Here is a 24,836-nt window from a genome sequence, read left to right as displayed (position 1 = left end):
CGATGACGGAACCGGCCACGTTCGTGATCGTCGGAGGCGGCCTCGCCGCGGCCAAGGGGGCCGAGGCCCTGCGCCAGGAGGGGTTCGACGGCACGATCGTCCTCATCGGCCGCGAACCCCACCTGCCCTACGAGCGCCCGCCGCTGTCGAAGGGCTACCTGCAGGGCGACGACGAACGCGACACGATCTTCGTGCACGACGCGGACTGGTACCGCGACCACGCGATCGACGTGCGCACCGGTGCCGAGGCCACCGCACTCGACCCCGCCGCGCACGAGGTGACCCTCTCCAGCGGCGAACGTCTGCGCTACGACAAGCTCCTGCTCGCCACCGGCGCCGTCCCGCGCCGCCTGAACGTGCCCGGCGGCGAGCGCGTGCTCTACCTGCGCACCGTCGACGACTCCGACCGGCTGCGCGCCACGCTGTCCTCCGCCCGCAAGGTCGCCGTCATCGGCGCCGGCTGGATCGGCCTGGAGGCCGCCGCCGCGGCCCGCAACGCCGGAGCCGACGTCACCGTCATCGAACAGGAGCACCAGCCGCTGCTCGGCGCCCTCGGACCCGAGCTCGGCGCCGTCTTCGCCGACCTGCACCGCGACAACGGCGTGGACCTGCGCCTGGGCGCCCGACTCGCCGAGGTGACCGATACCGGTGTGCGGCTGGCGGATGGCACCCACGCCGACGCCGACGCCGTGATCGCCGGCGTCGGCGCCGTCCCCGACACCGCGCTCGCCGCCGCCGCGGGCCTGGAGATCGACAACGGCGTCAAGGTCACCGCCGACCTGCGTACCAGCGACCCCGACATCTACGCCGCCGGCGACGTCGCCAACGCCTACCACCCCCGCCACCGCCACCACATCCGCGTCGAACACTGGGCCAACGCGCTCAACCAGCCCGCCGTGGCCGCCCGCGCCATGCTCGGCCGCGACGCCTCCTACGAGGAACCGCCGTACTTCTACACCGACCAGTACGACCTCGGCATGGAGTACCTCGGCCACGTCCCGCCCGGCACCACGTACGAGGTCGCCATCAGGGGAGATGTGGGCCGGCGCGAGTTCATCGCCTTCTGGCTGGGGGAGGACGACAGGGTGCTCGCCGCGATGAACGTCAACATCTGGGACCAGGGCGACCACCTCAAGGCCCTCGTTCTCTCCGGCGCCCCGGTGGACCGCAAAGCCCTCACCGACCCGGACGTCCCGCTCGGGCACCTGGTGCGCTGAGGACTCGCAACCGGAAGGAAGACGGCATGCAGAAGATCTCGCTCACGGCTCTGGCCCGGCAACAGGCCGACCGGGCGGCCACGGCCGGTGGCGGTCACGCCGCCGGCACCGTGTACGGCGGCCACGAGAAGGTGCTCCGCCAGACGGTCATCGCCCTGCGTCAAGGCGCGCACCTCGCCGAGCACGAGAACCCCGGCGAGGCCACGCTGCAGGTGCTGCACGGCCGGGTCCGCATGATCGCCGGCACGCAGCAGTGGGAGGCCCGCACCGGGGACCTGCTCATCGTGCCCGACGCCCGCCACAGCCTCGAAGCGCTGGAGGACTCCCAGATCCTGCTGACCGTCGCCAAGCTGCCCTGATCCGGCGGCCTCACCCGGCCTCGCGGGAGGCGGACGGCTGCTGCCGCTCGCGCAGCCAGGGGATCAGCCCACCGGCCAGCACCATCGCGATCTGCCGCTCGGACAGCCGGTGCCGGGCGGTGTAGTGCTGGTCCCGGGTGGCGTTGCGTACCGTGATCTCGCCGCCGTCCGCGCCGATCGCCCGCCTCAGGTCGTCCAGCACGAGCGTGTCGCCCTGCTGGATGCGGTCGTAGTCGTGCGGGTCGGCGAACTCCAGCGCGAGCACGCCGAAGTTGGCGAGGTTCTGCCAGTGGATGCGCGCGAACGACACCGCCAGGACCACGCGCAGGCCGAGATGGCGGGGCGCGATGACGGCGTGTTCGCGCGAGGAGCCCTGACCGTAGTTGGCGCCGCCGACGACGATGTGCCCGCTGTCGCGGGAGGCGTGCGCGCGGCCGGCGTAGGTCTCATCGATCTGCGCGAAGGTGAACTCCGCCAGCTTGGGGATGTTGCTCCGGTACGGCAGCACCCGCGCCCCGGCGGGCAGGATCTCGTCGGTGGAGACGTCATCGCCGACCTTGAGCACGACCGGCGCCTCCACCCTGCCGGGCAGCGGCGGCAAGTCGGGGAGCGAGGAGATGTTCGCCCCCTTGACCAGCTCCGCTCGGGCGGCCTGCGCCGGAGGCGGCGGTTCGAGCATGGCGGTGTTCACGCTGGACTCGGCCGGCAACTCCAGATCCGGGTAGCCGATGCCGAGCAGCCGTGGCAGGTCGCGCGGGTCGGTGATCCGGCCGGTCAGCGCGGCCGCGGCGGCGGTCTCGGGGGAGCAGAGGAACACCGCGTCCTCACGCGTCCCGGACCGGCCGGGGAAGTTACGCGGGAACGTGCGCAGGCTGTTGTGCCCGGCGGCCGGGGCCTGGCCCATGCCGATGCAGCCCATGCAGCCGGACTGGTGCAGCCGCGCCCCCGCCGAGATCAGCGTGAACGTGGCGCCCATCTTCGTAAGATCCTGAAGGATCTGCCGCGAGCTCGGATTGACGTCGAACGACACCCCCGGATGCGCCTGCCGCCCCGACACGATGGCCGCGACGACGGCGAAATCGCGCAACCCCGGGTTGGCCGAAGAGCCGACCACCACCTGATCCACCGGCCGACCGGCCGCCTCCCGCACCGGGACCACGTTCCCCGGCGAGCTGGGCAGCGCGATCAGCGGCTCCAGGCCCGACAAGTCGATCTCGTCGGTGACGTCGTAGGCGGCGTCGGTGTCGGCGAGCAGCTCGGCGAAGTCCTGCTCGCGCCGCTCGGCCCGCAGGAACGCCCTGACCTGATCGTCGGCGGGGAACACCGTGGTGGTCGCGCCGAGCTCGGCACCCATGTTCGCGATCACATGCCGGTCCATCGCCGTCAGATGCGCCAGCCCGGGCCCGTGGTACTCGATGATCCGGTTCGCGCCGCCCTTGACGCCGTGCCGGCGCAGCATCTCGAGGATGACGTCCTTGGCGCTCACCCAGGCCGGCAGCTCGCCGGTCAGCCGCACCCCCCAGATCTCGGGCATGCGCAGATACACCGGTTCACCGGCGATCGCCATCGCCACCTCGATACCGCCCAGACCGATCGCCAGCATGCCCAGCGAACCCGCCGCCGGCGTGTGACTGTCCGAGCCGGCCAGCGTCTTGCCGGGAACGCCGAACCGCTGCATGTGCGTCGGGTGGGAGACGCCGTTGCCCGGCTTGGAGTACCACAGGCCGAAACGGTGACAGGCCGAACGCAGGAAGGCGTGGTCCTCGGCGTTCTTGCCGTCGGCCTGCAACAGGTTGTGATCGACGTACTGCACCGACACCTCGGCACGGGCCCGGTCGAGGTCCATCGCCTCCAGCTCCAGCATCACCAGGGTGCCGGTCGCGTCCTGCGTGAGCGTCTGGTCGATGCGTAGCGCGATCTCCCGCCCGGCGGTCATGTCGCCGGACACGAGGTGCGATGCGATCAGTTTCTGCGCGACGTTGTACCCCATGCCGGACCTCCTCGCCGCATGATGATCATTCCTGGAGCACCTCGGCGAGCACGGCCGCCTCGCTGATCTCCGCCTGCCTGGTCGCGGTGAGCAGCGTCAGCACGCCACCTCGGGCGAGCTCACGCAAATGCGCGACCGCCTCCGCCCGCTCGGGCTCCTCCAGCTCGCCGCGGTAGCGGCGGGCGAACTCGGCGAACAGCTCCGGGTCGTGGCGGTACCAGGTGCGCAGCTCCGCCGAGGGGGCGACCTGCTTGCACCACTCGTCGAGGGCGGCCTTGTCCTTGGTCAGCCCGCGCGGCCAGAGCCGGTCCACCAGCACCCTGGTGCCGTCGTCGTCCCGCGGCTCGTCATAGACCCGGCGCACCTGAACCTTGACCTGGGTCTTGCCTGCCATGGTTCCTCCTCACCGCCGGCGACCCCTCATGACACCGACGCTACGCCGGTGGACATCAAGGCGAGTTCAGCAGAGTGTCATGTTCGCCGTGCGGCGGATGCTCCCTACCGCGGCACGGGCCCCGGAGCCGCCTTGCCTTCTCATAGCGTTCGCCGCATATCATCGCCACATGGCGATGGATGATGGCGGTGGACGGTGCGTGAGCGCCGGCATCGCAGCCGGGGTGTCTTCCGCGGCGGCGCTGTTCCGTTCCCTGGCGGACGAGACGCGGCTGCGCATCGTGCAGCGCCTGACCAGGGGCGAGGCCCGCGTGGTCGACCTGACCGCCGAGCTCGGCCTCGCCCAGTCCACCGTCTCCAAGCACCTGGCCTGCCTGCGCGACTGCGGCCTGGTCACCTACCGGGCCGAAGGACGCCAGTCGTTCTACTCCCTGACCCGGCCGGAGCTCATGGACCTGCTCGCGTCGGCGCAGCAGCTCCTCGCCGCCACCGGCCACACCGTCGCGCTGTGCCCGGGAGGGATCGCGGGTGGGGAGGCGGTGACGTGAGCGCGCTGGACCTGCCCGGCATCGGGCCCGCCCCGGCCCGGCGGGCGGCTCTGCGGCGGCGTATCCGGCTGCTGGTGGCCGCGACCATCACGTACAACGTGATCGAGGCCATGGTCTCCATCACCGCGGGCGCCGTCGCCTCCTCCGCCGCGCTCATCGGCTTCGGCCTCGACTCGATCGGGGAGGTCGCCTCGGCCGCCGCGGTGGCCTGGCAGTTCTCCGCCGCCGACCACGAACGCCGCGAACGCACCGCGCTCCGCGTGATCGCCGTCGGCTTCTTCGCCCTCGCCGCGTACGTCACCGCCGACGCCGCAGGCGCGGTCAAGGAGGGTCGCGCGGCCTGGCGCGGCGATGCCTGCTGCGCCGTACCCGCCGCCTCCGAGGGCGCCTGCTCCGACGGCTGCTGCGGCCCCGCCGACCGGTGAACGGATGGCGAGGACGGGCGGCGATCACCCCCGGCCGCTTCTACTACGGCGGGCACATCGGCGCCGCCGCCATGCACGCCCACTACGCCGTGCAACTCCTCATCGGCGACGGCCTGATCCTGCGCGGCGGCGACGGGACCGCGCACGAGCTGACGGCCGCGCTGATCCCGGCCAACACCCGGCATGCGATCGTCCGCGGAACCGACGCCGGCCTGCTCGCCCTCATCGACCCGGCCCAGGCCGGCGACCTCGCCCACCCGCCCGGCACCGGCTCGGCCGCCGCCGGGGCCATCGACCTCTCACCGCCGCCCCGCCACGACCTGCCCACCCTGATCGCCCTGGCCGACGAGATCACGGGAACGGTCCCGGCGGCGCATCTCCACCCGGGGCTGGCGCAGGCGATGCGGCTCATCGACGAGACCCTGCCGGGGCAGGTGCGGCTCTCCGCGCTCGCCGACGCCGTGCACCTGTCGGAGAGCCGGCTGGCCCACCTGTTCCGGGAGCAGGCCGGGCTGCCGTTCCGGCCGTACGTGCTGTGGATGCGGCTCCGGCTCGCCCTGTACGCGCTTGCCGACGGCGGCACCCTCACCGACGCCGCGCACACCGCCGGGTTCTCCGACTCCGCACACCTGTCCAGGACGATCCGCCGCATGATGGGCGACGCGCCCTCGGTCCTGTCCGCCGGGGTGCGATGGCTGCGGGGATAGCAGGTTCGTTCAAGCCTCCACGGCGGGCGGCGGGCCAGGCTGGGACGCATGATTCTCGTGATCGGCGCCGGCCAGGCGGGACTCGCCGCAGGCCGCGAACTCCGTCTGGCCGGACATGACGTACTGCTCCTCGAAGCCCACACGCGCGTGGGGGAGTCGTGGCGGCGGCGCTGGGACTCGCTCCGCCTGTTCACCTCCGCCCGCCACAGCTCCCTGCCCGGCCTGCCGCTGCCCGGCGACGGCCGCCGATACCCCGGCAAGGACGAGGTGGCCGACTACCTGGAGACGTACGCGGCGCACTTCGACCTGCCCATCCGCCTCGGCACCCCCGTACGCCGCCTGCACCGCTGGGAAGACGGAACCTTCGAAGCGGTCACCGACCACGACACCTTCACCGCCGACGGCGTCGTGGTCGCGACCGGCCCCTTCCAGCGCCCGCACATCCCCGACCTGCCCCTTGCACCGGACATCGTCGCCCTGCACAGCGCCCACTACCGCAACCCCCGCCACCTGCCCGACGGCCCCGCACTCGTGGTCGGCGGCGGCAACTCCGGCATCCAGATCGCCGCCGAGCTGGCTCAGGACCGGCACGTCACCCTCGCCCTCGGCACCCGCAAACCCGTGATGCCCCAGCGCGTACTCGGCCGCGACCTCTTCGCCTGGCTCGATGGGGCCGGGATCGTCCGAGCCCCGATCACCAGCCGCCTCGGCCGCCTCGTACACAAGCGCGACCCGCTGATCGGCGCCGGCCCGAGGCGGCTGCGCCGTCTGGGCGTCCGCGTCGTCGATCGCATCGTCTCCGCCGAGGGAGTCCGCTTCCGAACGGCCGACGGACGGACCGTGACACCGTCCACCGTCATCTGGGCGACCGGCTACCGCCCCGACTACAGCTGGATGCGCATCCTCGGCGCCCTGGACGCCGGCATGCCCCGCCACGCCGGCGGCATCAGCCCCGTCCCCGGCCTCACCTACGTCGGCCTGCCGTACCAGACCAGCCGCGGCTCCGCCCTCCTCGGCTGGGTGGGGGAGGACGCCGCCCGCGTGGCACAGACCTACACGTCGAGACGCCGCACCGGCACCGCCCGCCGATGAACCGTCGAAAAGCGGAGGCCGGTCAGTCGTGGCGGGGGATGCCCGACACCTCGTGATCAGCGTGGAACAGCATCTCCTGGATCAGCGAGCGGACATGAGCGTCCCTGGCCCGGTACACCACGCGCCGCCCCTCCCGCCGCGTCTGCACCAACCCGCCCAGCCGGAGCTTCGCCAGGTGCTGGGAGACCGAGGGGCGTGCCACGCCGAGGGTCGCGGCGAGGCTGCCGACGTCGTACTCACCGTGGGACAGCAACCACATCAACCGCAGCCGCGTACCGTCGCTCAGCAGCCGGAACGCGTCCACCGCCGCACTGACCTGTTCGTCGGTGGGCTGCTCGGGGGCGCCGCCGGCGGGGGAGTGGTCGTCAGGTGCGTACATGACAACGTATGCTCTCCCGCCGCCCAGTCCTGGGCAAGGACGACGCGCCCGCTACCGGTGGGTGAGCAGGGGCGCGTGGTGGTCGATCCCGTCCGGGCCGTCGGGGTCGGCGTGCACGGTGGCCGCCTTCAGCCGGGGCAGCTCGTGGATCAGCCGGTGCTCGGCCTCCACCGCCACCGCGTGCGCCTCCACCAGCGACAACTCGTGATCCACCTGGATCTCGACCTCGGCGCGCAGCGCATGGCCGATCCAGCGCAGCCGTACCGCCCCCACATGCCGGACACCGGGCACGGCGGCGAGGATCCGCTCGGCCTGCTCGACCAGCGCCGGGTCCACCGCGTCCATGAGCCGGTGGTAGATCTCGCGCGCCGCGTCCCGCAGCACGAACAGAATCGCGACGGTGATCAGCAGCCCCACGATCGGGTCGGCGACGGGGAATCCGAGCGCGGTCCCGCCCGCACCGAGCAGCACGGCCAGCGAGGTGAAGCCATCGGTACGGGCATGCAGCCCATCGGCCACCAGGGCCGCCGAGCCGATCTCCCGCCCGACCTTGATCCGGTACCGGGCGACGAGCTCGTTGCCCAGGAACCCGACGAACCCCGCGCCGGCCACCCAGCCGAGCGCTTCGACGTCCTGAGGATGGACGAGACGGGTGGCCGCCTCGTACCCGGCGAGCCCGGCCGAGGCGGCGATGAGCAGCACGATGACGACACCCGCCAGGTCCTCGGCCCGGCCGTACCCGTAGGTGAAGCGGCGAGTGGCCGCCCGCCGCCCGATCCAGAACGCGATCCCCAGCGGAACGGCGGTCAGCGCGTCGGCGAAATTGTGCAGAGTGTCACCCAGCAATGCCACCGAGCCGGAGAACGCGACGATGACCGCCTGAGCCACGGCAGTGACCATGAGGGCGCCGAACGAGATGGCCAGGACCCGCATCCCGCGCGCACTGGACTCCAGGGCGGCGTCCGTCCTGTCCGCGCTGTCGTGACCGTGCGGAGTGAGCAGATGCTTGATCCCGCTGAGGACCCGCCGGATCCCACCCGCATGCCGATGTCCGTGACCATGCCCATGCCCGTGTCCGTGCTGGCCCGACATCTCCGCCCTCCCCACCGAACCGGACAGTGAGTGTGAGCGGAGTATATGTAGTCATGTACGCACGCGACAACGAATCAGGTGCCACTCCTGCGCAACAGCACATGCGACGAATATGCAGGTCAGGTAACTTCTCATCGCCACCCGCAGCTCACGGCCGCACAGCCTCGCGCACGCGCCCTACCGTGCAACCGGTGAAAACGCCGGAATTCCCACCGAACGCCTCCACGACAGGACAGGTTCGCCGCCTCACGCCCACGATCGACAGTGTTCGGGTGGGCCGCCTCGGGCGAACGCAAAGCCGCTCCGATCTGGTGGAAAGCCGCCCATGACCACCATCCTGCGGCGCAGCGTCATCCCCCCGCCGAGCGCCCTGGCCGTCGGCGCGGTATTCGGCGCCGCCACATCGCCGGCCAATGCCGCAGCCACCCTGACCGTGGATCTAGAAAGCGTCGAGGCCACCATCCGAGGGTGGTCGATCATGGAGATCGTCAGCATCATGCTGGACGCCGGCTGGGCGCGGGCAGGACTGGGGGTGCTGGCGGGATGGTGGGCCACCCGTGGCCAAGGGGGCGCCCTCACGGGCCGTCGCCTGGCACGGGGCGCCGTCGCCGGCGTGATGGCCTTGCCCGCCGCCTACTGCGTCGCCGACACGATCGTCCACGACGTCCCATCCGGCTCCTACCTCTACGACACGGTCTACTGGGGGGGTGGCGAGCGCCATGGCCGGTCCGGTACTCGGTGCCATCGGTGCCTGCGCCGGGCACCCGGGAGCGATCGGTGTCCTCGCCCGGCTGACCGTGCCGGTCGGCGCGGCCGTCCAGATGGTGGTGCTGCCGCCAGGGAGGAACGATGCGGTCAGGAGCATCGGGCAGCGGGTCGTGGGGACGGCGGCCACTGTGGCTGTCAGCCTCGTGATCGCCCGTTTCCTACGCCTACGGCGGCGGGCCTCACGAGCCGAGACGGCGGGAGACCATCTCGGGTGAGGCTCGGAGCACTCGTCAGTTGGCCGCCCGTAGCGGTCTGGCCCATGGGTACTCGTGAACACTCCCTGGCACGCGTTTCCGCCCCAGCGTTACGTGCCTGCGGCCGGCCTGCTGATCACGGCGATCCGGGTGCGACGCGTACGCCTCCATCAGCGCTGTGACCCGATCGGACGGCTCTCTGCCCGGCGGGCGAACACGTGTCCTCCTCCACAGGGAAGCCGTCAACCGCTCCCGTGAGGTCACGTGCGGTGGGGATAGGCGACCATGGTCTTCGTGGAGTCGTCCCAGAACAGGCCGTATCCGGAGTAATCGGCGAACGGCCGCACCCTGTAGTCGGCGGGCTCGACCTGGCCCGTGGCGAGGTCGACGATGACGCGCGGGTCCTCCACCTCGTCGGTCGGCGGGGCGACGCCGAAGGCGACGCCGTCATCGGTCACCCCGTTGAGGTGGATCGGCTTGTCCTGGTCGGTTTCCTCGAAGCAGTGGCCGGTGCCCTTCTCCAGGTCGAAGGCCGTCTGGCTGTAGACGAGGTAGCGGCCGCCGGCGGACACGGCCGCCCCGTCGGAATCGTCGTCGCGACGATCGGGTACGCAGGTGACCTCGGCGCGGACCTTTCCCGTGGCTCCGTCCAGGACGGCCCAGGTCTCGCGCTTGCCGGCGTCGTCGTACCACTTCGCGATGAAGTGGTCCTTGACCCACGTGATGAAGACCCGGCTGTCTGAGATGTCCTTCGCCGACCAGGAACCCGGAATCCAGTAATGCTCGAACGGCCGGGGGCTCATGGCGAGCAACGGCCCGCGCGGCGTGACCGCCAGGACCTCGTTCACGCCGATGCAGATCTTGCACTCCCTGGCCGGCGGGCGCTGCCGCCTGAGGTCGTACTTCTTCGTCTCGCCCGTGGCCGGATCCACGGTCATGAAGATGTCGTCCTCGAACGTCACCAGCAGCCCGCCGCCGCCGTTGGTGACCGAGCCGTCGCCGTCCAGCTCAAGGTGGTGCGCCGGCTTGACGGTGTTCCCCGTGGGACGGGCATGGAAGATGTCGATGGTCGTGACCTCCCGGCCCTTGCGGACCACATCGCCGCCCACGGTGCCGGACGAGGAGGCGACCAGGTAGTCCTTGCCCTGCACGGTGATCGCGAACGCCGACACCGAGCCGGGCCCCGTCACGGTGCTCTTCCCCAGGACCTGACCGTTGGTCACATCGAGCACGGTCAGCTCGCCGCCCTGGACGACGGCGACCGCCCCGGAATGCGGCAGCGGGAACTGGTCCCCCGGCAGATTCGACTCCCAGCCCCGGGAGGTGTCGTACAGGCTGGGCACCGGTAGCTGCGTCTTCGGCGCGACCGGCAGAGGCGAGGCGGAAGCGGACGGCGTCGGCGTGCCGGACGGCAGCGGGCGCGGGCTTGCCGCGCCGGTGCTCCCCGCGTCTTGTCCGCAGGAGCTGAGCAGACCGGCGGCCAGGACCGCCACGAGGATGCGCCTGGGCCGATACACCGTGGATCCTCCAGGGAAGAGAGCGTCTTGATCGGTTGGACTGCTGAGATCGCGCAGAGGTTCTGACCTTTTCCGAGCTTGCGCCGGGCGGTGTTGAGGAGGTGTTGAGGATCCGTTGAGCCCCTGGTGCCGCGGACGCCTGGAAAGACGGGCGGCGGCTTCTGAGACGGGATGCTGGGTCGGGGTGTGGCGCCGGCCCTCTCGCTGTTCGCCCCGACAAGGAGGAGTACGTCACCATGCTGGGCGAGCAGAAGAAGATCTATCCCTGAGTCACCGTGGAGCCGGTGGGCGAGGCTCACGATGGTCGGCGGGCATAGAGGACGGACGCGCTGCTTGTCCAAGGCGTTCGGACGAAGGCTGGCTCTACCAGCCCGGAAATCGAGCACTCGAAGAGCGGCGAGACGGAGCGGCGCAGCGCCGCCTCCAAGTGGGGGCAGGGACGGCCGCCGAACTGTCGTCGGCCAGCGAAAAGACTAGAGTGCTCTTCATGGCGGGGATGACGACCGCGCAGAACACCCTTTCCGACCTGCGCATCTGCACTACCGGCGGACTGCTGCAAAATCCGCGCCGCAAGCCTGTCGGACCACCTGCCTGACCTGCAGCTTTACCCTGGGGGTCGGCTCATCACCCTGGAGGGATCGCAACTCGTGCAGGTAGTGGGCCTCCTTGAGGCTGCCACCGGTCGGCTCATCACCCTGGAGGGATTACAACCGGCGTCCATGACAAGGTCTTCAAGATCAAGGAAATCGGACAGCTACACCTGAGCGGTATAAGAGAACGTCGTGATCTAAGAGTCTTGACCCATCGCGCCGCGACGCGTGTCCGCCGTTCTTACGCTTCTATGCTTCGCACGACCAGGTACAACCGACGCTTCCGCGCGTCGCCTGGCCGCAGGGGGCCCTTTCAACCCCACGCCGCCGGGTCGCTTGCACATGGTCTCCTGCCTGATTGATCGCATCACCTCGTATGCGCTGCGTGGCACGGCACCTTCACGAGGCTGCTCAAGCGAGTGTCTGATCCACTTGACGCTTGACGCTCCTGTTAGGCGGATCGCGAGTCCGCGCCGGGGCCTCTCGGCCATGGCAGGCGGCCTTCCTGGCCGGTGCGGGGCTCCTGCAGGAGATCGGGGCTCTCCCTTCACTTATCCAGAACGCCCTACCGATCCCAGCAGCCCACGCTAGTATCAGCGCAGTGCGTAACCAGCATTGTGCGTTGCGTATCGGGAGGATCAAGGAAAGGGGCGAGTTCGGGCGGCGGCGGCGCACCGACGCATCGCTTCGCACTCGCCCCTTTTCATCGACGGTGATGAGGCGTGAACCTGCCCGCGACAGGCACCTGAACAAGATCGTCGATCGGCCGCATATGTCTCATCCCGCGCTGTGATCCGACTAGAGCTCGGCCGAACAGCGGCCACGGCTGCCGAGTCGTGGACATGCAGACGAGAGCATGCGGCGCCACTTCGACCCTGCGGACGCCCGCGCCCGCATGCCCGGACCAAGAAGGAATCCGGCATCGCGTCCATCACCTACGCCGAGGCCCTTGAGGTGGCACTGTGCTTCGGCTGGATCGACGGGCAGAAGAGCAAACTCGACGACGAGTACTGGTTGCAGCGCTTCACACTACGCAGGGCCAAGAGCAAGTGCGAAAAAGCCTGAGACGCGGGCAGCGCGGATCGATAAGTACGTCACCATGCTGCGAGAGCAGTAGAAGATCTACCCTTGACCCCGAAGGGCGGAAAGCGAAGTCAAACGGTGGCCTGCCAGCCGCAAGGTCGCATGTGGGAAGGGGTACCGCTCGTTCGGGGAGCTCGAAAGCGCCGCGCCGAGCACCCCTTCTGACCTGCGCATCTGCACTACAGGCGGACTGCTGCAGAATCCGTACCGTGAGCTTGTCGAATTCCTTGTCGGACCTGCAGCTTTACCCTGGGGGTCGCTCATCACCCTGGAGGGATTGCAACCCGGGCAGGCAGCCTTGTTAGCACCCCGCACGTGCAGCCGTCCGTCCCGCTGACGGCGGCAGGGGCGGCTGTCGAAGGGGATGCCGTCGAAGGTGCCGGACACGGATTGGTGGGTGGAGAACGCCGCCCACGTCAGCGTCACCTCGTGGGTGCGTCCGCCGGTCTTGGCGTGGAGTGCGGCGGTGGCGTGGCCGTCCGCTGACAGCTTGATGTGTCCGCTGACCTGCAGGTCGCGTACGAACCGCACCTCGTGAAGCAGGACGTCCTCGCCGAAGGTGACCTGGCCGCCCCGCAGCCCTGGCTCGTTCGGTACCCGCGCATAGACCGTGCTGTCGGGGTTGCGGCGGGCGGTGGCGTCCGCGGCGGTGGGGAAGGTGGCCGCGAGCACCCGCCGCTGGGTGGTGCTGAGCCCGCGGGTGGGGTACGGCGGCACGTCCTCTACGGTCTGGGGGAAGGCGCCGAGGGCACGGTAGGTCTCGCCGGTGCACTTCTGGTCGGTCACCTGCTTGGTGGCCAGGAAGGTGCGCAGCATGCCGCGTACGCAATCACCCATCGGGGAGGCGGGGGACGTCAGTGCGTGCGGCCCGAACGGGACGCGCACGACGGTCACGTTCGGAAAGGCTCGCAGAGAGCGGGCCACTTCGGTGGGGCTGTTCATGTCCAGCTCGCCCGCCATCACCAGGACGGGCACGGCGGGCAGCGGCGTCCGGGCGGACGCGGCGGGCTATGGCGTGGCCTCTGCCAGTCGATGCAAAGCTGTGCTCGGCACCGCCGTCCTGGCCGCAGGGCTGATCGTGAGCCCGGCCGCCGCGGCGCCGGCCGCCGCCGACACCGACCCCAGCGTGTTCACCCGGAAGCGCGCCATGACGGCGGGCGACTGCCGCATCAGCCCGGGCGCCACCTGGACGCTGGATCCGGACGGCACCGCGCGGCTCGACGCCAAGGTGTCCAGCACCTCGGGTGATGACGCATGGCTGATGTGGACGTACCTCCTGGACGAGGACGGCGCGGTCCTCGGCCAGATCCGGGTGGCGGGCGGCAGCAGCACCAAGTTCGTCAAGAACCTGCCCAACGCCTACTGGACCTACCGGTGGCGCGCCAAGGGACAGTTCGACCGCGACCTGTTCGACCTGGTCGGCTGGATCAGGCTGAGCCGGCACTGCTGACCCCGGCCTCGTCGACTCCTGAATACAGGTGATGCGCATGACCCGATCGAGCCGCCGGCTCGCTCTGGCCGTGGCGGGGGCGGCGATCGCGGCCAGCGCGGCGACCACCGTCGCGTCGTACGCCTCGGGCGCGTACGTGAAGTTCACCGGCGTCGAGTCGACGGACCTCAGCCGCTGCTCGAACGGCGCGGACACCTCCGCCCCGCCTGCGCCGCCTTGGCCCCGTCGAGGATGCCGGGCGGAAGCGAGGCCGCGGTGTCCCCGCCGTTGGCGAGGTATCCGTCGCCGAAGTACCACCGGTGGTCGCCGCTGCCCAGGCCCTGCCGTACCAGCTCGCGGGCGAGATCGGCGGTCTCGGTGAAGCCGGCGATGACGATCGCGTCCGGCTCCCACGCCTTGATCTTCTTCACGTCCTCGGCGTACGTCTTGGCGGCGGCGTCGTACGTCTCCACCCGCGCCGGAACCTGTAGCGCGTCGCGGACGTGCCCGCTCAGCGCGGCGCCGTAGGCGTCGCCGCGGGCGAGGATGCCGACCCGGCGGGCGCCGTCGGCCTCGATGAGGTGGGCCAGGAGCCTGCCCTGGTTGGCGTCGGGGCCGGCCATGCGGAAGATCAGGCCGTCGTCGTCGAGGCCGGTGAGCCGGTCGGAGGCGGCGGTGGGGGAGATCTGCACGACGCCGGCGTGCTTGACGTGATCCGCTATGGCCAGGGACATCGAGGACGTGACGGGACCGACGACCACGTTCGCCCGCTGCGCGAGAAGCCGCGTCAGCGCCGGGATGACGTGGCGGTCCGAGTCGCCCGAGTCGGTCTCGATCGCCGCGACCGGCCGGCCGTACACGCCGCCCGCCGCGTTGATGTCGGCGACGGCGAGACGCACGCCCGCGGCCATGGGACGGTTGAAGAACTGCAGCCCGCCGGTCTTGGGCACCAGCGCCCCCACCCGGAACACCCCGTCGCCGCCCACCTGCGCGCTCGACGTCGGGCCGGCCGACAGCGTCCCGACGGCGGCCACCAGCGCGAGGGCGCTGAGGACCTTGACGTAGGTCCGCTTCGAGGGCCTCCGGCGAGGCGTACGGTCCTCCTCCACCGCCTGACGCCGTCGGCCTGCCTCGCCGGGGGCCCGATACCCGCGGCTCATCTGAGCCGCTGTCCAGCGCCTGAAGCCGCTTGACCGCCTCCGCCGCCTGCCGGTCGGCGCTGCGCGCACCGGCCATGCCCAGCAGCAGCTCCCGGTACGCCGCCCGCCACGCCTCGCGATCGCCCAGCGCGGCGGGCAGCGGGCGGCCCGCCTGCTGCGCCACGTACAGACACGTGTCGACGAACAGCTCGAGGTGCTCCTGCTGCGGGCACACCGGCCGGGTCTCGCTGATCATCCCGGCGATCGTGCCGCGCTTCAACCGCTCCGGATACGCGCCACGACGCCGCCGCGGCGCCGCAGCCCGGCCCATCCGAGACCTCCGCCAATCCGCCTGGGCGGCACCCCTCCGCACCGACCCGGTAGCCCTCGATCTGCTCATCTTCGCCGTCTTCCGCGCACGGCGAGGCACACCGGAACGTGACATCCCCGCCGCCTCACACCAGCCGATGCGCGGCACGTGTTCCTGACCTTGACCCCACTTGTCGTCGCCGCAGGTCTGGACTGGTGCGAGGCGGAGCCGACCCTCGCCTCGGCGGTGTCCCGAGGCTAGAGTGCCATCCATGGCAGTGCGGATCGCCGGGCGGGCACCCCTCCTGACCTGCGTATCTGCACTACCGCCGGACTGCTGCAAAATCCGCGCTTCAAGCCCGTCGACCCACCCCTGTGACCTGCGGCTTTACCCTGGGGTCCGCTCATCACCCTGGAGGGATCGCAACGCCGGCTTGCCGAACGGCTTGAACCCCGCCGCCCTCGTCCGCTCATTACCCTGGAGGGATCGCAGCGCCACCAACTCGGCGACACCTACCAGACACTGATCCGCTCATCACGGTGACCAGCAGCGAGTGGGAGGAACTGGCGGCGTTGCGGCGCGAGAACCGGCGCCTGCACGAGGACGTCGACATCCTCAAGCGAGCGACGGCTTTCTTCGCCAAACAGACCCGGTGAGCGTGCACCCGTTCATCGAGGCGGAAGAGCAAGGCGGCCACAGCGTCAAACGCGCCTGTGAGCTGCTGGGAGTCTCCCGTGCCGCCTTCTACGCCCGCCGCAATGCCACCCCCGGCCCGCGCGCAACCCGCGACGCCGAGCTGGCCGAGCAGATCGCCCGGGTGCACGCCCGCTCCCGGGGCAGCTACGGCGCGCCCCGCGTGCACGCGCAGCTGAGGCAGGACGGTCAGCGGTGCGGGCGCAGACGGGTGGCCCGGCTGATAGCGCGCGCTCGGCCTGGCCGGCCGCTACAGGCCCCGCCGGCAGACCACCACCATCCCCGACTTACACGCCGGCGCGCGACCGGATTTGATCGAGCGCGACTTCACCCCCGACCCGGCCGGGCTCGATGAGCGCTGGTGCGGCGACATCACCTACATCCCCACCGGGGAAGGCTGGCTGTATCTGGCCACCGTCATCGACATCGCCTCCCGCCGCGTGGTCGGCTGGGCGACCGCCGATCACCTGCGCACCGGCCTGGTCGCCGAGGCCCTGCAGCAGGCCTGCGCCCGCCGCCGCCCGGCCGGACCGGTGATCTTCCACTCCGACCGCGGCTGCCAATACACCAGCGCCGACTACGCCCGCCTGGCCGCACAACTCGGCGTGCGGCTGTCGGTCGGGCGCACCGGCCAATGCTGGGACAACGCGCTGGCCGAATCGTTCTTCGCCACCCTCAAAGGCGAACTGCTCGACCTTTGCTCCTGGCCCACCCGCGCCGCTGCCCACCACGCGATCTTCGAGTACATCGAAGGCTGGTACAACCTCCACCGCCTCCACAGCAGCCTGGGCTACCGCAGCCCCGCCGACTACGAGACCACCGCCACTGCTTGACCACCCCAACGACGGTGTCCGCCACAACGGAGAAAGCTCAGCGGGAGCGCGCCGGCAGAGTCACAGAGCCATTCAGCGGTCCGTGAAGAGGGCACATGATCGGCAGGCCGCTGCCGTCGAACCCCATCACGCTGCTGCTCCTCCGTCAGTGACGACTCGTCCATCTGTACCTGGCGAGGGGGAGAGGGACCGCGCCGCTCCCCTCGAGGAAGGACGGTGATGTCGCTGCGGCGTTGGCCAGTCGTCAGAGCAGTGTGGTCTGCCAGACCAACCAGCGATGCGGCGATCTTGGCCGTCTTCGGCATATAGGCGGCAGTTTGAGGATTCTCCAGAAATATTCGGGGCTCGCAGGTAATACTGGGCCACGTTCGGCATGGACACCTAGGAGGGGTTGAATGCGGTTTCGGGTGGATATTGCGACCGATGCGACCGTTATTCCATGGAAAGACGTTCATGGCCCGGCTCGAGCGGTCATCTATGATTTGATCCGGAGCCAGGATCCCGAGATCGCTGAGGAGCTGCACAATGTCGGCTGGAAGGGCGGCTCCTTGCGGCCGGTGGGCATTTCTCCGCCGCTGTTCCCTGATGCGCGACCAGGTCGAGGCATCTATGCGACCGCCCCGAAGGGCGCGATCTCGATGGGCTCTCCAGTACCTCGCATCGCGGCATGCCTGCTGGCAGCGGTGGCGGGGCGACGCGAGATCCGCTGGGGCTCAGTCGTCCTGTCGGTGGTCGGCGTCCAGCTGGAAAGCAGCGCGAACCATTCGGACGGAGTTGCGGTCTTCGATGCGGTTTCGCCGGTTTTGGTGAAACATGATGGCATGTACATTCTCCCGGACGACGAGAATTTTCAGAAAGGGCTGGCGCACAACATCCGGCACAAGGCGGATCTCCTCGGTCTCCCGTCCGACGTAGAAGTTGAAGTCCTGGAATCCGGCCCGCGCCGTCGTTTTGATGTCGCGAAAGGGTTTCGCATTGGCGCCACGGCGCGCATTCGTGTGACCGCGGCACCCCAGTTGCTGGATGCGATATACGAGTGGGGGCTCGGCCTGTCCACCGTGGAAGGATTCGGGTGGATCAGGTAAGCGTCGTCCGGTCCCCGGCATCGCCGTTACGCCTCACCGGGCACCCCCTGCAGCGCTGCGGAGCATGGGCGGTGGCGACGCTCGCCGGTCGCGAACGGGTCGAGGACGTCACGGACGAACAACTCGAAGGCGTCATCAAGCGGATCGTGGACGACGCGGTCGAGTCAGCGACCGCGAGCCCGGACATCGGCGCGTACGACTGGTGGAAGATCCTGTTCGCGCTCTACCCGAATTCCAAGCTCACCCACAACAAGCGCTCAAAGGACCGCGCGGTCTTGAGCCGCGAGGCCAACCAGCTGTTCCTTCCCGACGACGCCGAAGGACCCGGCCGGGCCTGCACGTTCTGCGGGCAGTGGTGCACCACGTTGTGGTCGAAGATGACCCTGCCGTTGTTCGACTCGAACCGGTCGCTGAACACATTGCCAACCGGGACGGCAGGCTGGGCCCGTGTGCCGGGGCTGCCGCGTGGCGCTCTGGGCGCTCCCGTACGGCGCGTGGGTCACGGCGGGCTCGGCGACGGTGCTCATGTGCGACAACCCGCAGGTTGAGCGCCACTTCACCAGCCAGAACGTACGGTGCGCAGCCCGCATCCGTCAGACCGGGTTCAAGGGGTTGCCGACTGAGGCGGGGTTGGAGAGATCTGCGACGGGCTATGGAGCGTCGGAGGACGGCGGTCGACGGGGCGGCGGCTGTCGGCCGGGTGATCTTCCGCGAGCGGGAGCAGCCGGATCGTCTGCTGAGGGCGCTACGAGCGCAGGTCAGGGGCCGGGAGAAGGTCTCACGGCACAGGTTGGCGAGGTGGCAGGCCCCTCGCCATGGTGGTCGCGTCTGTGAACGCGATTCGAGTGATCTGATCCCGGTAACGACCCTATGTCCGGATAAAACGAAGCCGGCGCCGGTTACGGCTGGTGAGCTGAGCGGTGAAGGAGTAGGCGGACCGGAGCGTGGCCAGGGGCTGCGCGGCTGCGGCCGGATGCGCAGCGTCGGCAGCCTTCGTTTGTTCACCGCAGGTTGGCGCTCGGTTTGACGCCGAGGTGGGCGAGGAGGTCGACGATCATCGCCTCGTACAGAGGCTCGGGATCGTCGAAGGCGAAGGCGAGGTGCCTATGGGTGGCCATGCAGAGGATGCCGTAGATCTGCCGCCAGCAGTAGATCATCATGTAGGCGACTCCGAGCGGCAGGCCGGGTTTGACCGACTCCCGATAGATCTTCAACTGGGGGATGAGGGCTGGAGGGATCTCGTCGTCAGCGGGGTATCTCAGCTGACCGCTCTGAGCGAAGCGGACGAAGAACTCGCCGAACAGATCGCCCAGGGACTGCAAGATCACCGTGGGCATGCCTGCCTCGGCTTCGGCTATGGCGGGGTAGTGGGCACCCATAAGGAGGCTGAAGCCGGCGGCGTTGGCGAGGGTCCAGGTCAGTACGGCCCGGGTGGCCGCGTGCATCTGCGCGGCGACGTCATCGCGATCCTGGCGCTGCACGGCTGCTTCGATCGTGTCGGCCAGGTCGGCGGTGAGGTCGTCGTAGACGGCACGTATGAGCCCCTGCCTGCCGTCGAAGTATCTGTACAGCGCTGGAGGGCTGACACCGAGGCGTCGCGCTACACCGGTAAGGGTGAGACCGTCGACCCCATGGGTGGCGATGTGCTCCCGAGCCACCGCTTTGGCATCCCTTATGAGTTGTTCACGTAGTTTCACGCGTCTTGGCATGGTTGCGGATGTCGTGTCGTTATAACGGTCTTCCACTTATCCCTCTTACGGGCTTCTGTGTTGCCGCATGGATGAAGGAGGGCTGTCCGATTCCGTCGTTCCGCTTGCGCTAACGGTAATTCATGGAGTTAATGGTCTTCACTCGATTGCGGCGGCTGGCTCTCTCGGCGTGGCCATGATGGTTCATATTGGGCTGCAATCGGCAGTCTTCGTGGTGTTTTGTCCAGTTCTGCGAGTCTGCGTTTTGTGGGAGATGCGTCTGTGGCGTGCACAGGTGAAGAGGGACAGGACCTGGTGATCGTCACGATTCCAGGTGTCCAGCGGTTCGTGGCCGAATCGCGGCGAACTGCAGACCTGTTCGCGTCCAGCGAGATCATGTCGACGTTGGCGGCGACGATGGTGAACTCGGCGCGCGAGGCCGGCGAGGTGGTGCTGCCAGGTGTTACGGGCGAAGCCGCCGGCACCCCGAACCGAGTGGTCGTCCTCACGCCCGCCGGCAGCGGCAGGACGGTCGCGCAGAAAATGGCAGATGCCGCTCATGAGCGCTGGGAACGTCTCCGAAAGAGGGCTCAAGCCGCGCCTGTCGTGGGCTTTCCCGATGTGCAGTGGGTCGTGGTGCCACCGATGGAGGAGGGTTACGACGCGCAGTGGCGTTGTGCGCAGGACCTCCTTGGACGGCGTAAGCGCATCAGGAACTTCACCTTCGCCCCCGTAACGGCCGAGCGGATCTGCTCACTCAGCGGACGCTGGCCGGCCGACCGCATCCACGCCGACGGTCATGCGAAGCCGGGGGAGTACCTCTCGAGCATCGGCTTGATCAAACGCTTCAGCGGCGGCCAGGAGAAGTTCCCGTCCACATGGTCGATCGCATCTGCGCCGTACCGGCATGCGCTGAGTGAGCTCGCCGAGACCGACGCTGAGTGTTCGAAGGAGATCGCGGAACTGCGTGAGGTGCTGGGACACCTGGACGAAGTGGTACGCCAGGCCCAGCAGGGAAGCCGAGGCCACAAGGGCTTGCCGGGTATTGCCCGGCTCGCCGGTGAGAACAACGCGGAGTGGCTGCGGTCGGTGGAAGGCGCCTGGTGTGCGCCCGAGACGTGGAACCCTGGCAGGTTAAGACGCGACTACGACTTGGCGGTGCGCCCTGACGAGACCTGGTGTGAGCTCGGACAAGACGCTGCGAATGCCCTGAAAAGGCGAGCGGAAACGCACAAGCTGCCGCCTCTCAGCCCCTATCTCGCCGTGCTGGCGCAAGACGCCGACGAAATGGGCAAGACCCTCGGCGACCGCGACCGCGCGATCGGCTCCTTCCGTGACTGGCACCAGAAGGTGTCGGCTGCCTTGGGCGAAGCGGGCAAGCAGCAGCGAACGGCGATCGAAGACTGCCGCGGAAGCGTCGTCTACGCCGGAGGCGACGACCTGCTCGCACTGGTGCCCATGGCCACAGCACTCAAGGCGGCCCAGCGTTCAGCGGAGGTGTTCGGGACCACGCTGCAGGGTGTGGTGACCGGACAGACGCCGACCGTGAGTACGGCGCTGGTGTTCTTCCACGTCTCCTTCCCCTTGCAGTCGGCGGTTGCTGCAGCCCATCAGTTGCTGGAGGAGGCCAAGGATCGTGCCCGTCCCGGGCTTGCGGTGGCGGTTCAGCGTCGCAGCGGTGAGCGGGTGCGGTGGGTAGCGCCGTGGCGGCTGAAAGACGATACGGCGCTCGCCCACGTGGACGCCCTCGTCCAGGCGATGGGCAGCGCCGGGACGCTGTCGCCTGGCCTGGCGATCGGGATGGAGCGGGATGCCGCCGAACTGGCCACGTTGACGCCTGACTGGCTGGAGCGGGAGCTGCGACGTCGTGCAATACGGCAGGGCATGCCGGAGGAGGTCGGCCCGGCGTTGCACGCCCTGTGTGTGCGACGCGGGGACCGCGTCGAGCTCCCGGTCGACGCGCTGCTGGTGGCACACTTCCTGCGCGGGGGAAACCGGTGAGCGGCGAACGCTGGCTGGTCATCGAACCGCTGGACACCATCATCATCCGCGACGGCCGCGCCTTCGACGCGGGAGTGAACACCCAGGCACGAGCCGTCCTGCCCAGCCCGACCACCATCGCGGGGGCGGTCGGCGCAGCCTACGGGGCTCCTCCCGGAGCCGGCCGTGATCCCAAGGCGCGAGGAAGCGTGCTGCCCGATCGGGTGCAGGGGCCGTTCGTCGTGTCCCCGGCCGGCGACAGTTGCTGGGAGACGCACTGGCCGCTTCCGCTGGACGTCGTCAAAGTGAGAAATCGGCTCCAGCGCCTGAAACCCCGCCACTCGCAAGCCTGCACCGATCTGGACGACGAGATCAGTGCGTACCTGGCCGACGAAGAGGACAGCGAGCCCGGGCAGGGCTGGTGGGACCGCGAGTCGCTCACGTCCTACCTGCGCCACGGCGAGGTGGACTGGCAGCCCAGCATCTTCTGGACGGACAGCGAGCGCCACACGCCGTGGAGGGTGGAACGCCGGGTCGGCCTGGCACGTACCAAGGAGAGAACGGCCGCAGAGGGGATGCTGTACACCGCTGAGCATCTGCGCCTGGCCGACGGGCACGGGCTGGCGGCGCGCTGCATCGGCGGACCGCAGGACCGGCACATCGTGGACGTGGTCAACTTCGGCGGGCGCGGACATCGCGCCCAGGTTCACGAACCGAAGCAGGTGCTCATGCCCGAATCCGCCGACACGTTCCCCGACGGACGCATGGTGTTGTACCTGGCCGCACCCGCGATCTTCCCGGGCGGTGATTGGAAACCGGTGCTTCCGGGCGCGGAACTGGTGACGGCGGCGGTCGGACCGGCGCAGGTGATCACCACGGTCACCGCCTCGGGCGGGAAAATGCACGGCGGGCGGCTGATGTGGGCGGTCCCGGCCGGCAGCGTCTATTACCTGCAGTTCGCTGACGAAAACGCCGCGAAACGGGCGGCAGAGCAGCTTTATGACGAACCCCTGGAACAGGCGGAGGACTGGTTGAGGACAGCGGGATTCGGTTTCGCGTTCGCCGGGCGGTGGTCGTGGTGAGGGCACTGCTGTTCCTCTACGCGGAAACGCCGGTGCACGCGGGAGCCGACACAGGATCGGGCGTGGTGGACCTGCCGATCCAGCGCGAGGTGGCTACCGGACTGCCGATCATCAAGGGGGAAAGCCTCAAAGGCGCATTGCGCGAACGTTTCCGCGACGACGAGTTGTGCACGGAGATGTTCGGGTCCGACGTGACGCAGCCCCGTGAACAGACACGGCCTGGTGCGGTACGGGTGCACGAGGCGCAGCTGGTCGCCTTCCCGGCGCCGACGATCAAGGGCACGTTCGCCTGGATGACATCACCCGTGGCGCAGGCCAGGCTCAACCGCAAAGCGGTCCTGGCGGGACTGTCGCTGCCGGAGGCACCCCAGGTACCCGGCCCGAGGTGCCTGGTGACCCAGAAGAGCACGGCCAAGCTGGTGGTGGGCCCATACGTGGTCGACAGCCAGCACAGCGAAGAACTCGGAACGTGGGCGGAGCAGATCGCCGAACGGGCGCTGCCTGACCATGACTTCTTCCGGAAGAAGTTCGCCGGCGACATGATCAACGGCGGTGACGAACTGCTAGCCGCAGTCAGCCGGGAATGCGCGCCCGTGGTGGCCAGGGTCCAGCTGAACGGCGCAGCCGAAGAACCGACGAAGACCGTACGCCATGGACCCTTCTACAGCGAGTACCTGCCAGGCGAGAGCCTGCTGGCGGCGCTGGTGGAAGGCAGGTCCGAGCACATGGAAGTGCTGGCCAGGCTGGACGGCCAGGTGCTGCGGGTCGGCGGGGACGAGAGCATCGGCAAAGGACTGATGTGGTGCCGGCTGTGGAGGGCTGATGGCGCTGCAGCGAGTTGACCACGATCTTGCCGCTGACGCGATGCGGGCATTGAACAAGATCAGAAAGGACGCGAACGGCAACGTCTCGCCAGAGGTGCTGACGAGATTGGCGAGCCTGCCCGCAATGCTCCGTACCAGCGGAGTGCTCCCGTCACTCGCCTACTACACGGCCAAGCGAGGGACCGAGAATCCGCTCGAGAAGGCGTACGACGTCGTGGGCACGGAGCTGCGCGCTCGAATCTGTGCCGTACTCGGCTGGGACGAGGCCGGGCGTCCGTCCCTCGACCTTGACTTTCTCGATCGGCTCACGCAGCACCTGAGAGGGCACCCAGCGGACACAGCCCTGCTGTCAGCGCGGTTGGAGCAGTTCGCCGTCTGGCTGAGCCGCCTGGCCGAGGCTCTCGAACGAGAGCAGGAGGCGGCCGCAGCGCAGGAGCCGCAAGATGCTTGAGCTTTTCGGCCCGTTGCGGGAGTTCTTCCCCGTTGACGCGCCCGGCAGGCTGCCCGCACTGTCGTCGGCGAACGGGCGGCTGATCCTGCACCGATCAGCGGTGATCAAGACTGGTGATGCTCCCGAACTGGTCGATGACCCGCTGTACAAGGTCGCTGCGGCCTACAACCTCGGCCAGGGAGAAGAAGCGGGTATCAAGGCATGCGAGCTCGTCGCCGCCGTGGCCCGCCGCCGGGCCGACGCCGTGGCTTCGGCCTCACAAGGCCGGTACGTGTCGATCGAACTACGCGTGCAGGGCGCTTCGGTGACAGGTACGGGCTCAGGCGGCGTCCATGACGTGGGAATCGAGCTGGACAGCACCTATGGCTGGCCCATCCTGCCCGGAAGCTCCCTCAAAGGCGTGACCCGGGAGTACGCCCGCCGGCACGGGAAACCCATGACGGACATCTTCGGTACCGACCCGGACGCCGACAAGCCTCAGCCAGGCCGGGTGACGTTCTTCGACGCGCTTCCCGGCCCTGCGGGGGTAGAGGTGGTCGAACACGTCCTCACCCCGCACACGCGGGGGTATCGCAGTAACGCTCCCGCGGACGGGCCCGTTGCTCCTGGGGAACACATCAACCCCGTCCCCGTCCCCTTTCTTGCCGTCGAACGAGGCTCTTTCATCGCCTACCTGGCCGGTCCGGAGCCACACCTGTCGGATGCGGCCTGCCTGCTCCGAGAAGCGGTCAACGACCTGGGCGTCGGGGCGAAGACCGCGTCAGGATACGGCTATCTGGAGGTCGTCACGTGACGGTATACGTTGTGCCCTGCGGGATATCCGTTCTCGGGGCATGGGACAGGAGAGACAGCCCTGCCCCTCCTGTCGGTGCGAAACTCCGGAAAATCACCGATGCGCTGGAACGGTGGGCCACCGAGACTCCGCTCACGAGCCATGAGAGGGACCGGATCCCGGACGCGGACGTCAT

25 protein-coding genes are annotated in these 24,836 nt (G+C 69.2%); 16 read left to right on the top strand and 9 right to left on the bottom strand.

From position 1 onward, the window contains the following. Positions 1 to 2 precede the first annotated feature (2 nt). Together ACFMQL_RS37095 and ACFMQL_RS37090 are read left to right on the top strand one after the other, a co-directional pair. Positions 3 to 1,217 carry an NAD(P)/FAD-dependent oxidoreductase gene (locus ACFMQL_RS37095; RefSeq protein WP_378789480.1) on the top strand — a complete coding sequence of 405 codons (1,215 nt, stop codon included), beginning with the start codon at positions 3 to 5 and terminating at the stop codon, positions 1,215 to 1,217. Between the two features lie 26 nt (positions 1,218 to 1,243). Beyond that, on the top strand, positions 1,244 to 1,576 hold the full coding sequence (locus ACFMQL_RS37090; RefSeq protein WP_364069465.1) for a cupin domain-containing protein: 333 nt from the start codon (positions 1,244 to 1,246) through the stop codon (positions 1,574 to 1,576). Between the two features lie 10 nt (positions 1,577 to 1,586). On the opposite strand, the gene ACFMQL_RS37085 is transcribed toward ACFMQL_RS37090, so the two are convergent. Together ACFMQL_RS37085 and ACFMQL_RS37080 are read right to left on the bottom strand one after the other, a co-directional pair. Then, positions 1,587 to 3,566, bottom strand: coding sequence for an aconitate hydratase (locus ACFMQL_RS37085; RefSeq protein WP_378789478.1), 1,980 nt, complete (start codon positions 3,564 to 3,566; stop codon positions 1,587 to 1,589). A 25-nt stretch (positions 3,567 to 3,591) separates the two neighbouring features. Continuing rightward, the gene (locus tag ACFMQL_RS37080) at positions 3,592 to 3,960 is read right to left on the bottom strand and encodes a DUF488 family protein (protein ID WP_364069468.1); all 369 of its coding nucleotides are present in this window, start codon (positions 3,958 to 3,960) and stop codon (positions 3,592 to 3,594) included. A 175-nt stretch (positions 3,961 to 4,135) separates the two neighbouring features. Between ACFMQL_RS37080 and ACFMQL_RS37075 the strand changes: the two genes are divergently transcribed. From ACFMQL_RS37075 to ACFMQL_RS37060, 4 genes are read left to right on the top strand one after another with little or no spacing between them, the layout of a single operon-like run. After that, complete coding sequence (locus ACFMQL_RS37075) at positions 4,136 to 4,507, top strand: ArsR/SmtB family transcription factor (protein WP_378790255.1); 372 nt, start codon at positions 4,136 to 4,138, stop codon at positions 4,505 to 4,507. After that, positions 4,504 to 4,932: a hypothetical protein gene (locus ACFMQL_RS37070; protein ID WP_364069472.1), complete on the top strand. Its 429-nt coding sequence runs from the start codon at positions 4,504 to 4,506 to the stop codon at positions 4,930 to 4,932. Before ACFMQL_RS37075 ends, ACFMQL_RS37070 begins: the two co-directional genes overlap by 4 nt. Then, complete coding sequence (locus ACFMQL_RS37065; protein ID WP_378789475.1) at positions 4,929 to 5,639, top strand: helix-turn-helix transcriptional regulator; 711 nt, start codon at positions 4,929 to 4,931, stop codon at positions 5,637 to 5,639. The genes ACFMQL_RS37070 and ACFMQL_RS37065 overlap by 4 nt, the downstream gene beginning before the upstream one ends. 48 nt (positions 5,640 to 5,687) lie before the next feature. Continuing rightward, positions 5,688 to 6,731, top strand: coding sequence for a flavin-containing monooxygenase (locus ACFMQL_RS37060; RefSeq protein ID WP_378789473.1), 1,044 nt, complete (start codon positions 5,688 to 5,690; stop codon positions 6,729 to 6,731). Positions 6,732 to 6,753: 22 nt separating this feature from the next. On the opposite strand, the gene ACFMQL_RS37055 is transcribed toward ACFMQL_RS37060, so the two are convergent. The 5 genes from ACFMQL_RS37055 to ACFMQL_RS37035 form a co-directional block, all read right to left on the bottom strand. After that, positions 6,754 to 7,110: a metalloregulator ArsR/SmtB family transcription factor gene (locus tag ACFMQL_RS37055; RefSeq protein ID WP_364069478.1), complete on the bottom strand. Its 357-nt coding sequence runs from the start codon at positions 7,108 to 7,110 to the stop codon at positions 6,754 to 6,756. Between the two features lie 51 nt (positions 7,111 to 7,161). Next, on the bottom strand, positions 7,162 to 8,202 hold the full coding sequence (locus tag ACFMQL_RS37050; protein ID WP_378789470.1) for a cation diffusion facilitator family transporter: 1,041 nt from the start codon (positions 8,200 to 8,202) through the stop codon (positions 7,162 to 7,164). Positions 8,203 to 8,448: 246 nt separating this feature from the next. Then, positions 8,449 to 8,700, bottom strand: a complete 252-nt coding sequence (locus ACFMQL_RS37045) for a hypothetical protein (protein WP_378789469.1) — start codon at positions 8,698 to 8,700, stop codon at positions 8,449 to 8,451. A 724-nt stretch (positions 8,701 to 9,424) separates the two neighbouring features. Next, positions 9,425 to 10,681 carry a hypothetical protein gene (locus ACFMQL_RS37040; RefSeq protein WP_378789467.1) on the bottom strand — a complete coding sequence of 419 codons (1,257 nt, stop codon included), beginning with the start codon at positions 10,679 to 10,681 and terminating at the stop codon, positions 9,425 to 9,427. Between the two features lie 1,712 nt (positions 10,682 to 12,393). Further along, positions 12,394 to 13,329 (bottom strand): alpha/beta fold hydrolase, encoded by a 936-nt coding sequence (locus tag ACFMQL_RS37035; RefSeq protein WP_378789465.1) that lies wholly within the window; start codon positions 13,327 to 13,329, stop codon positions 12,394 to 12,396. A gap of 67 nt (positions 13,330 to 13,396) precedes the next feature. Between ACFMQL_RS37035 and ACFMQL_RS37030 the strand changes: the two genes are divergently transcribed. After that, positions 13,397 to 13,804, top strand: a complete 408-nt coding sequence (locus tag ACFMQL_RS37030) for a DUF6294 family protein (protein WP_364069490.1) — start codon at positions 13,397 to 13,399, stop codon at positions 13,802 to 13,804. Positions 13,805 to 13,971: 167 nt separating this feature from the next. Here ACFMQL_RS37030 and ACFMQL_RS37025 read toward each other — a convergent pair whose 3' ends face one another. Continuing rightward, the gene (locus ACFMQL_RS37025) at positions 13,972 to 14,943 is read right to left on the bottom strand and encodes an ABC transporter substrate-binding protein (protein WP_378789463.1); all 972 of its coding nucleotides are present in this window, start codon (positions 14,941 to 14,943) and stop codon (positions 13,972 to 13,974) included. Between the two features lie 941 nt (positions 14,944 to 15,884). Between ACFMQL_RS37025 and ACFMQL_RS37020 the strand changes: the two genes are divergently transcribed. The 4 genes from ACFMQL_RS37020 to ACFMQL_RS37005 all read left to right on the top strand — a co-directional run bounded on the left by ACFMQL_RS37020 (position 15,885) and on the right by ACFMQL_RS37005 (position 18,391). Beyond that, entirely contained in the window at positions 15,885 to 16,280 is a 396-nt protein-coding gene (locus ACFMQL_RS37020; RefSeq protein WP_378789461.1) for an IS3 family transposase, read from the top strand. Continuing rightward, positions 16,165 to 16,758: an IS3 family transposase gene (locus tag ACFMQL_RS37015; RefSeq protein ID WP_378790254.1), complete on the top strand. Its 594-nt coding sequence runs from the start codon at positions 16,165 to 16,167 to the stop codon at positions 16,756 to 16,758. Before ACFMQL_RS37020 ends, ACFMQL_RS37015 begins: the two co-directional genes overlap by 116 nt. 395 nt (positions 16,759 to 17,153) lie before the next feature. Then, a complete protein-coding gene (cas6, locus tag ACFMQL_RS37010) occupies positions 17,154 to 17,843 on the top strand; it encodes a CRISPR-associated endoribonuclease Cas6 (protein WP_378789459.1) in 690 nt (229 codons plus the stop codon). A gap of 71 nt (positions 17,844 to 17,914) precedes the next feature. Continuing rightward, positions 17,915 to 18,391 carry a hypothetical protein gene (locus tag ACFMQL_RS37005; RefSeq protein ID WP_378789457.1) on the top strand — a complete coding sequence of 159 codons (477 nt, stop codon included), beginning with the start codon at positions 17,915 to 17,917 and terminating at the stop codon, positions 18,389 to 18,391. Positions 18,392 to 18,844: 453 nt separating this feature from the next. Here ACFMQL_RS37005 and ACFMQL_RS37000 read toward each other — a convergent pair whose 3' ends face one another. Next, the gene (locus ACFMQL_RS37000) at positions 18,845 to 19,540 is read right to left on the bottom strand and encodes a TetR/AcrR family transcriptional regulator (RefSeq protein ID WP_364070436.1); all 696 of its coding nucleotides are present in this window, start codon (positions 19,538 to 19,540) and stop codon (positions 18,845 to 18,847) included. Positions 19,541 to 19,846: 306 nt separating this feature from the next. Between ACFMQL_RS37000 and cas10 the strand changes: the two genes are divergently transcribed. From cas10 to cmr6, 5 genes are read left to right on the top strand one after another with little or no spacing between them, the layout of a single operon-like run. Then, a complete protein-coding gene (gene cas10 / locus ACFMQL_RS36995) occupies positions 19,847 to 21,532 on the top strand; it encodes a type III-B CRISPR-associated protein Cas10/Cmr2 (protein WP_364070438.1) in 1,686 nt (561 codons plus the stop codon). After that, on the top strand, positions 21,529 to 22,593 hold the full coding sequence (locus ACFMQL_RS36990; protein WP_378789455.1) for a type III-B CRISPR module-associated Cmr3 family protein: 1,065 nt from the start codon (positions 21,529 to 21,531) through the stop codon (positions 22,591 to 22,593). The genes cas10 and ACFMQL_RS36990 overlap by 4 nt, the downstream gene beginning before the upstream one ends. Beyond that, positions 22,590 to 23,435: a type III-B CRISPR module RAMP protein Cmr4 gene (gene cmr4, locus ACFMQL_RS36985; protein WP_378789453.1), complete on the top strand. Its 846-nt coding sequence runs from the start codon at positions 22,590 to 22,592 to the stop codon at positions 23,433 to 23,435. The genes ACFMQL_RS36990 and cmr4 overlap by 4 nt, the downstream gene beginning before the upstream one ends. Beyond that, positions 23,416 to 23,868, top strand: coding sequence for a type III-B CRISPR module-associated protein Cmr5 (locus ACFMQL_RS36980; RefSeq protein WP_378789451.1), 453 nt, complete (start codon positions 23,416 to 23,418; stop codon positions 23,866 to 23,868). Before cmr4 ends, ACFMQL_RS36980 begins: the two co-directional genes overlap by 20 nt. Next, positions 23,861 to 24,661, top strand: coding sequence for a type III-B CRISPR module RAMP protein Cmr6 (gene cmr6 / locus ACFMQL_RS36975; RefSeq protein ID WP_378789449.1), 801 nt, complete (start codon positions 23,861 to 23,863; stop codon positions 24,659 to 24,661). The genes ACFMQL_RS36980 and cmr6 overlap by 8 nt, the downstream gene beginning before the upstream one ends. The last annotated feature ends 175 nt before the right edge of the window (positions 24,662 to 24,836 follow it).

It is taken from the genome of Nonomuraea fastidiosa (assembly GCF_042751225.1).
GTDB classification, from domain to species: domain Bacteria; phylum Actinomycetota; class Actinomycetes; order Streptosporangiales; family Streptosporangiaceae; genus Nonomuraea; species Nonomuraea fastidiosa.
The sequence above is the reverse complement of the archived record's forward strand: the minus strand, read 5'-3'. Positions and strand labels throughout refer to the sequence as shown.

Coding starts and splice junctions, on each gene's coding strand:
- ACFMQL_RS37095 (WP_378789480.1), top strand. CDS start 3: ATGACGGAACCGGCCACGTTCGTGATCGTCGGAGGCGGCCTCGCCGCG.
- ACFMQL_RS37090 (WP_364069465.1), top strand. CDS start 1,244: ATGCAGAAGATCTCGCTCACGGCTCTGGCCCGGCAACAGGCCGACCGG.
- ACFMQL_RS37085 (WP_378789478.1), bottom strand. CDS start 3,566: ATGGGGTACAACGTCGCGCAGAAACTGATCGCATCGCACCTCGTGTCC.
- ACFMQL_RS37080 (WP_364069468.1), bottom strand. CDS start 3,960: ATGGCAGGCAAGACCCAGGTCAAGGTTCAGGTGCGCCGGGTCTATGAC.
- ACFMQL_RS37075 (WP_378790255.1), top strand. CDS start 4,136: ATGGATGATGGCGGTGGACGGTGCGTGAGCGCCGGCATCGCAGCCGGG.
- ACFMQL_RS37060 (WP_378789473.1), top strand. CDS start 5,688: ATGATTCTCGTGATCGGCGCCGGCCAGGCGGGACTCGCCGCAGGCCGC.
- ACFMQL_RS37055 (WP_364069478.1), bottom strand. CDS start 7,110: ATGTACGCACCTGACGACCACTCCCCCGCCGGCGGCGCCCCCGAGCAG.
- ACFMQL_RS37050 (WP_378789470.1), bottom strand. CDS start 8,202: ATGTCGGGCCAGCACGGACACGGGCATGGGCATGGTCACGGACATCGG.
- ACFMQL_RS37045 (WP_378789469.1), bottom strand. CDS start 8,700: ATGATGCTGACGATCTCCATGATCGACCACCCTCGGATGGTGGCCTCG.
- ACFMQL_RS37025 (WP_378789463.1), bottom strand. CDS start 14,943: ATGAGCCGCGGGTATCGGGCCCCCGGCGAGGCAGGCCGACGGCGTCAG.
- cas6 (WP_378789459.1), top strand. CDS start 17,154: ATGCGGTTTCGGGTGGATATTGCGACCGATGCGACCGTTATTCCATGG.
- ACFMQL_RS36980 (WP_378789451.1), top strand. CDS start 23,416: ATGGCGCTGCAGCGAGTTGACCACGATCTTGCCGCTGACGCGATGCGG.
- cmr6 (WP_378789449.1), top strand. CDS start 23,861: ATGCTTGAGCTTTTCGGCCCGTTGCGGGAGTTCTTCCCCGTTGACGCG.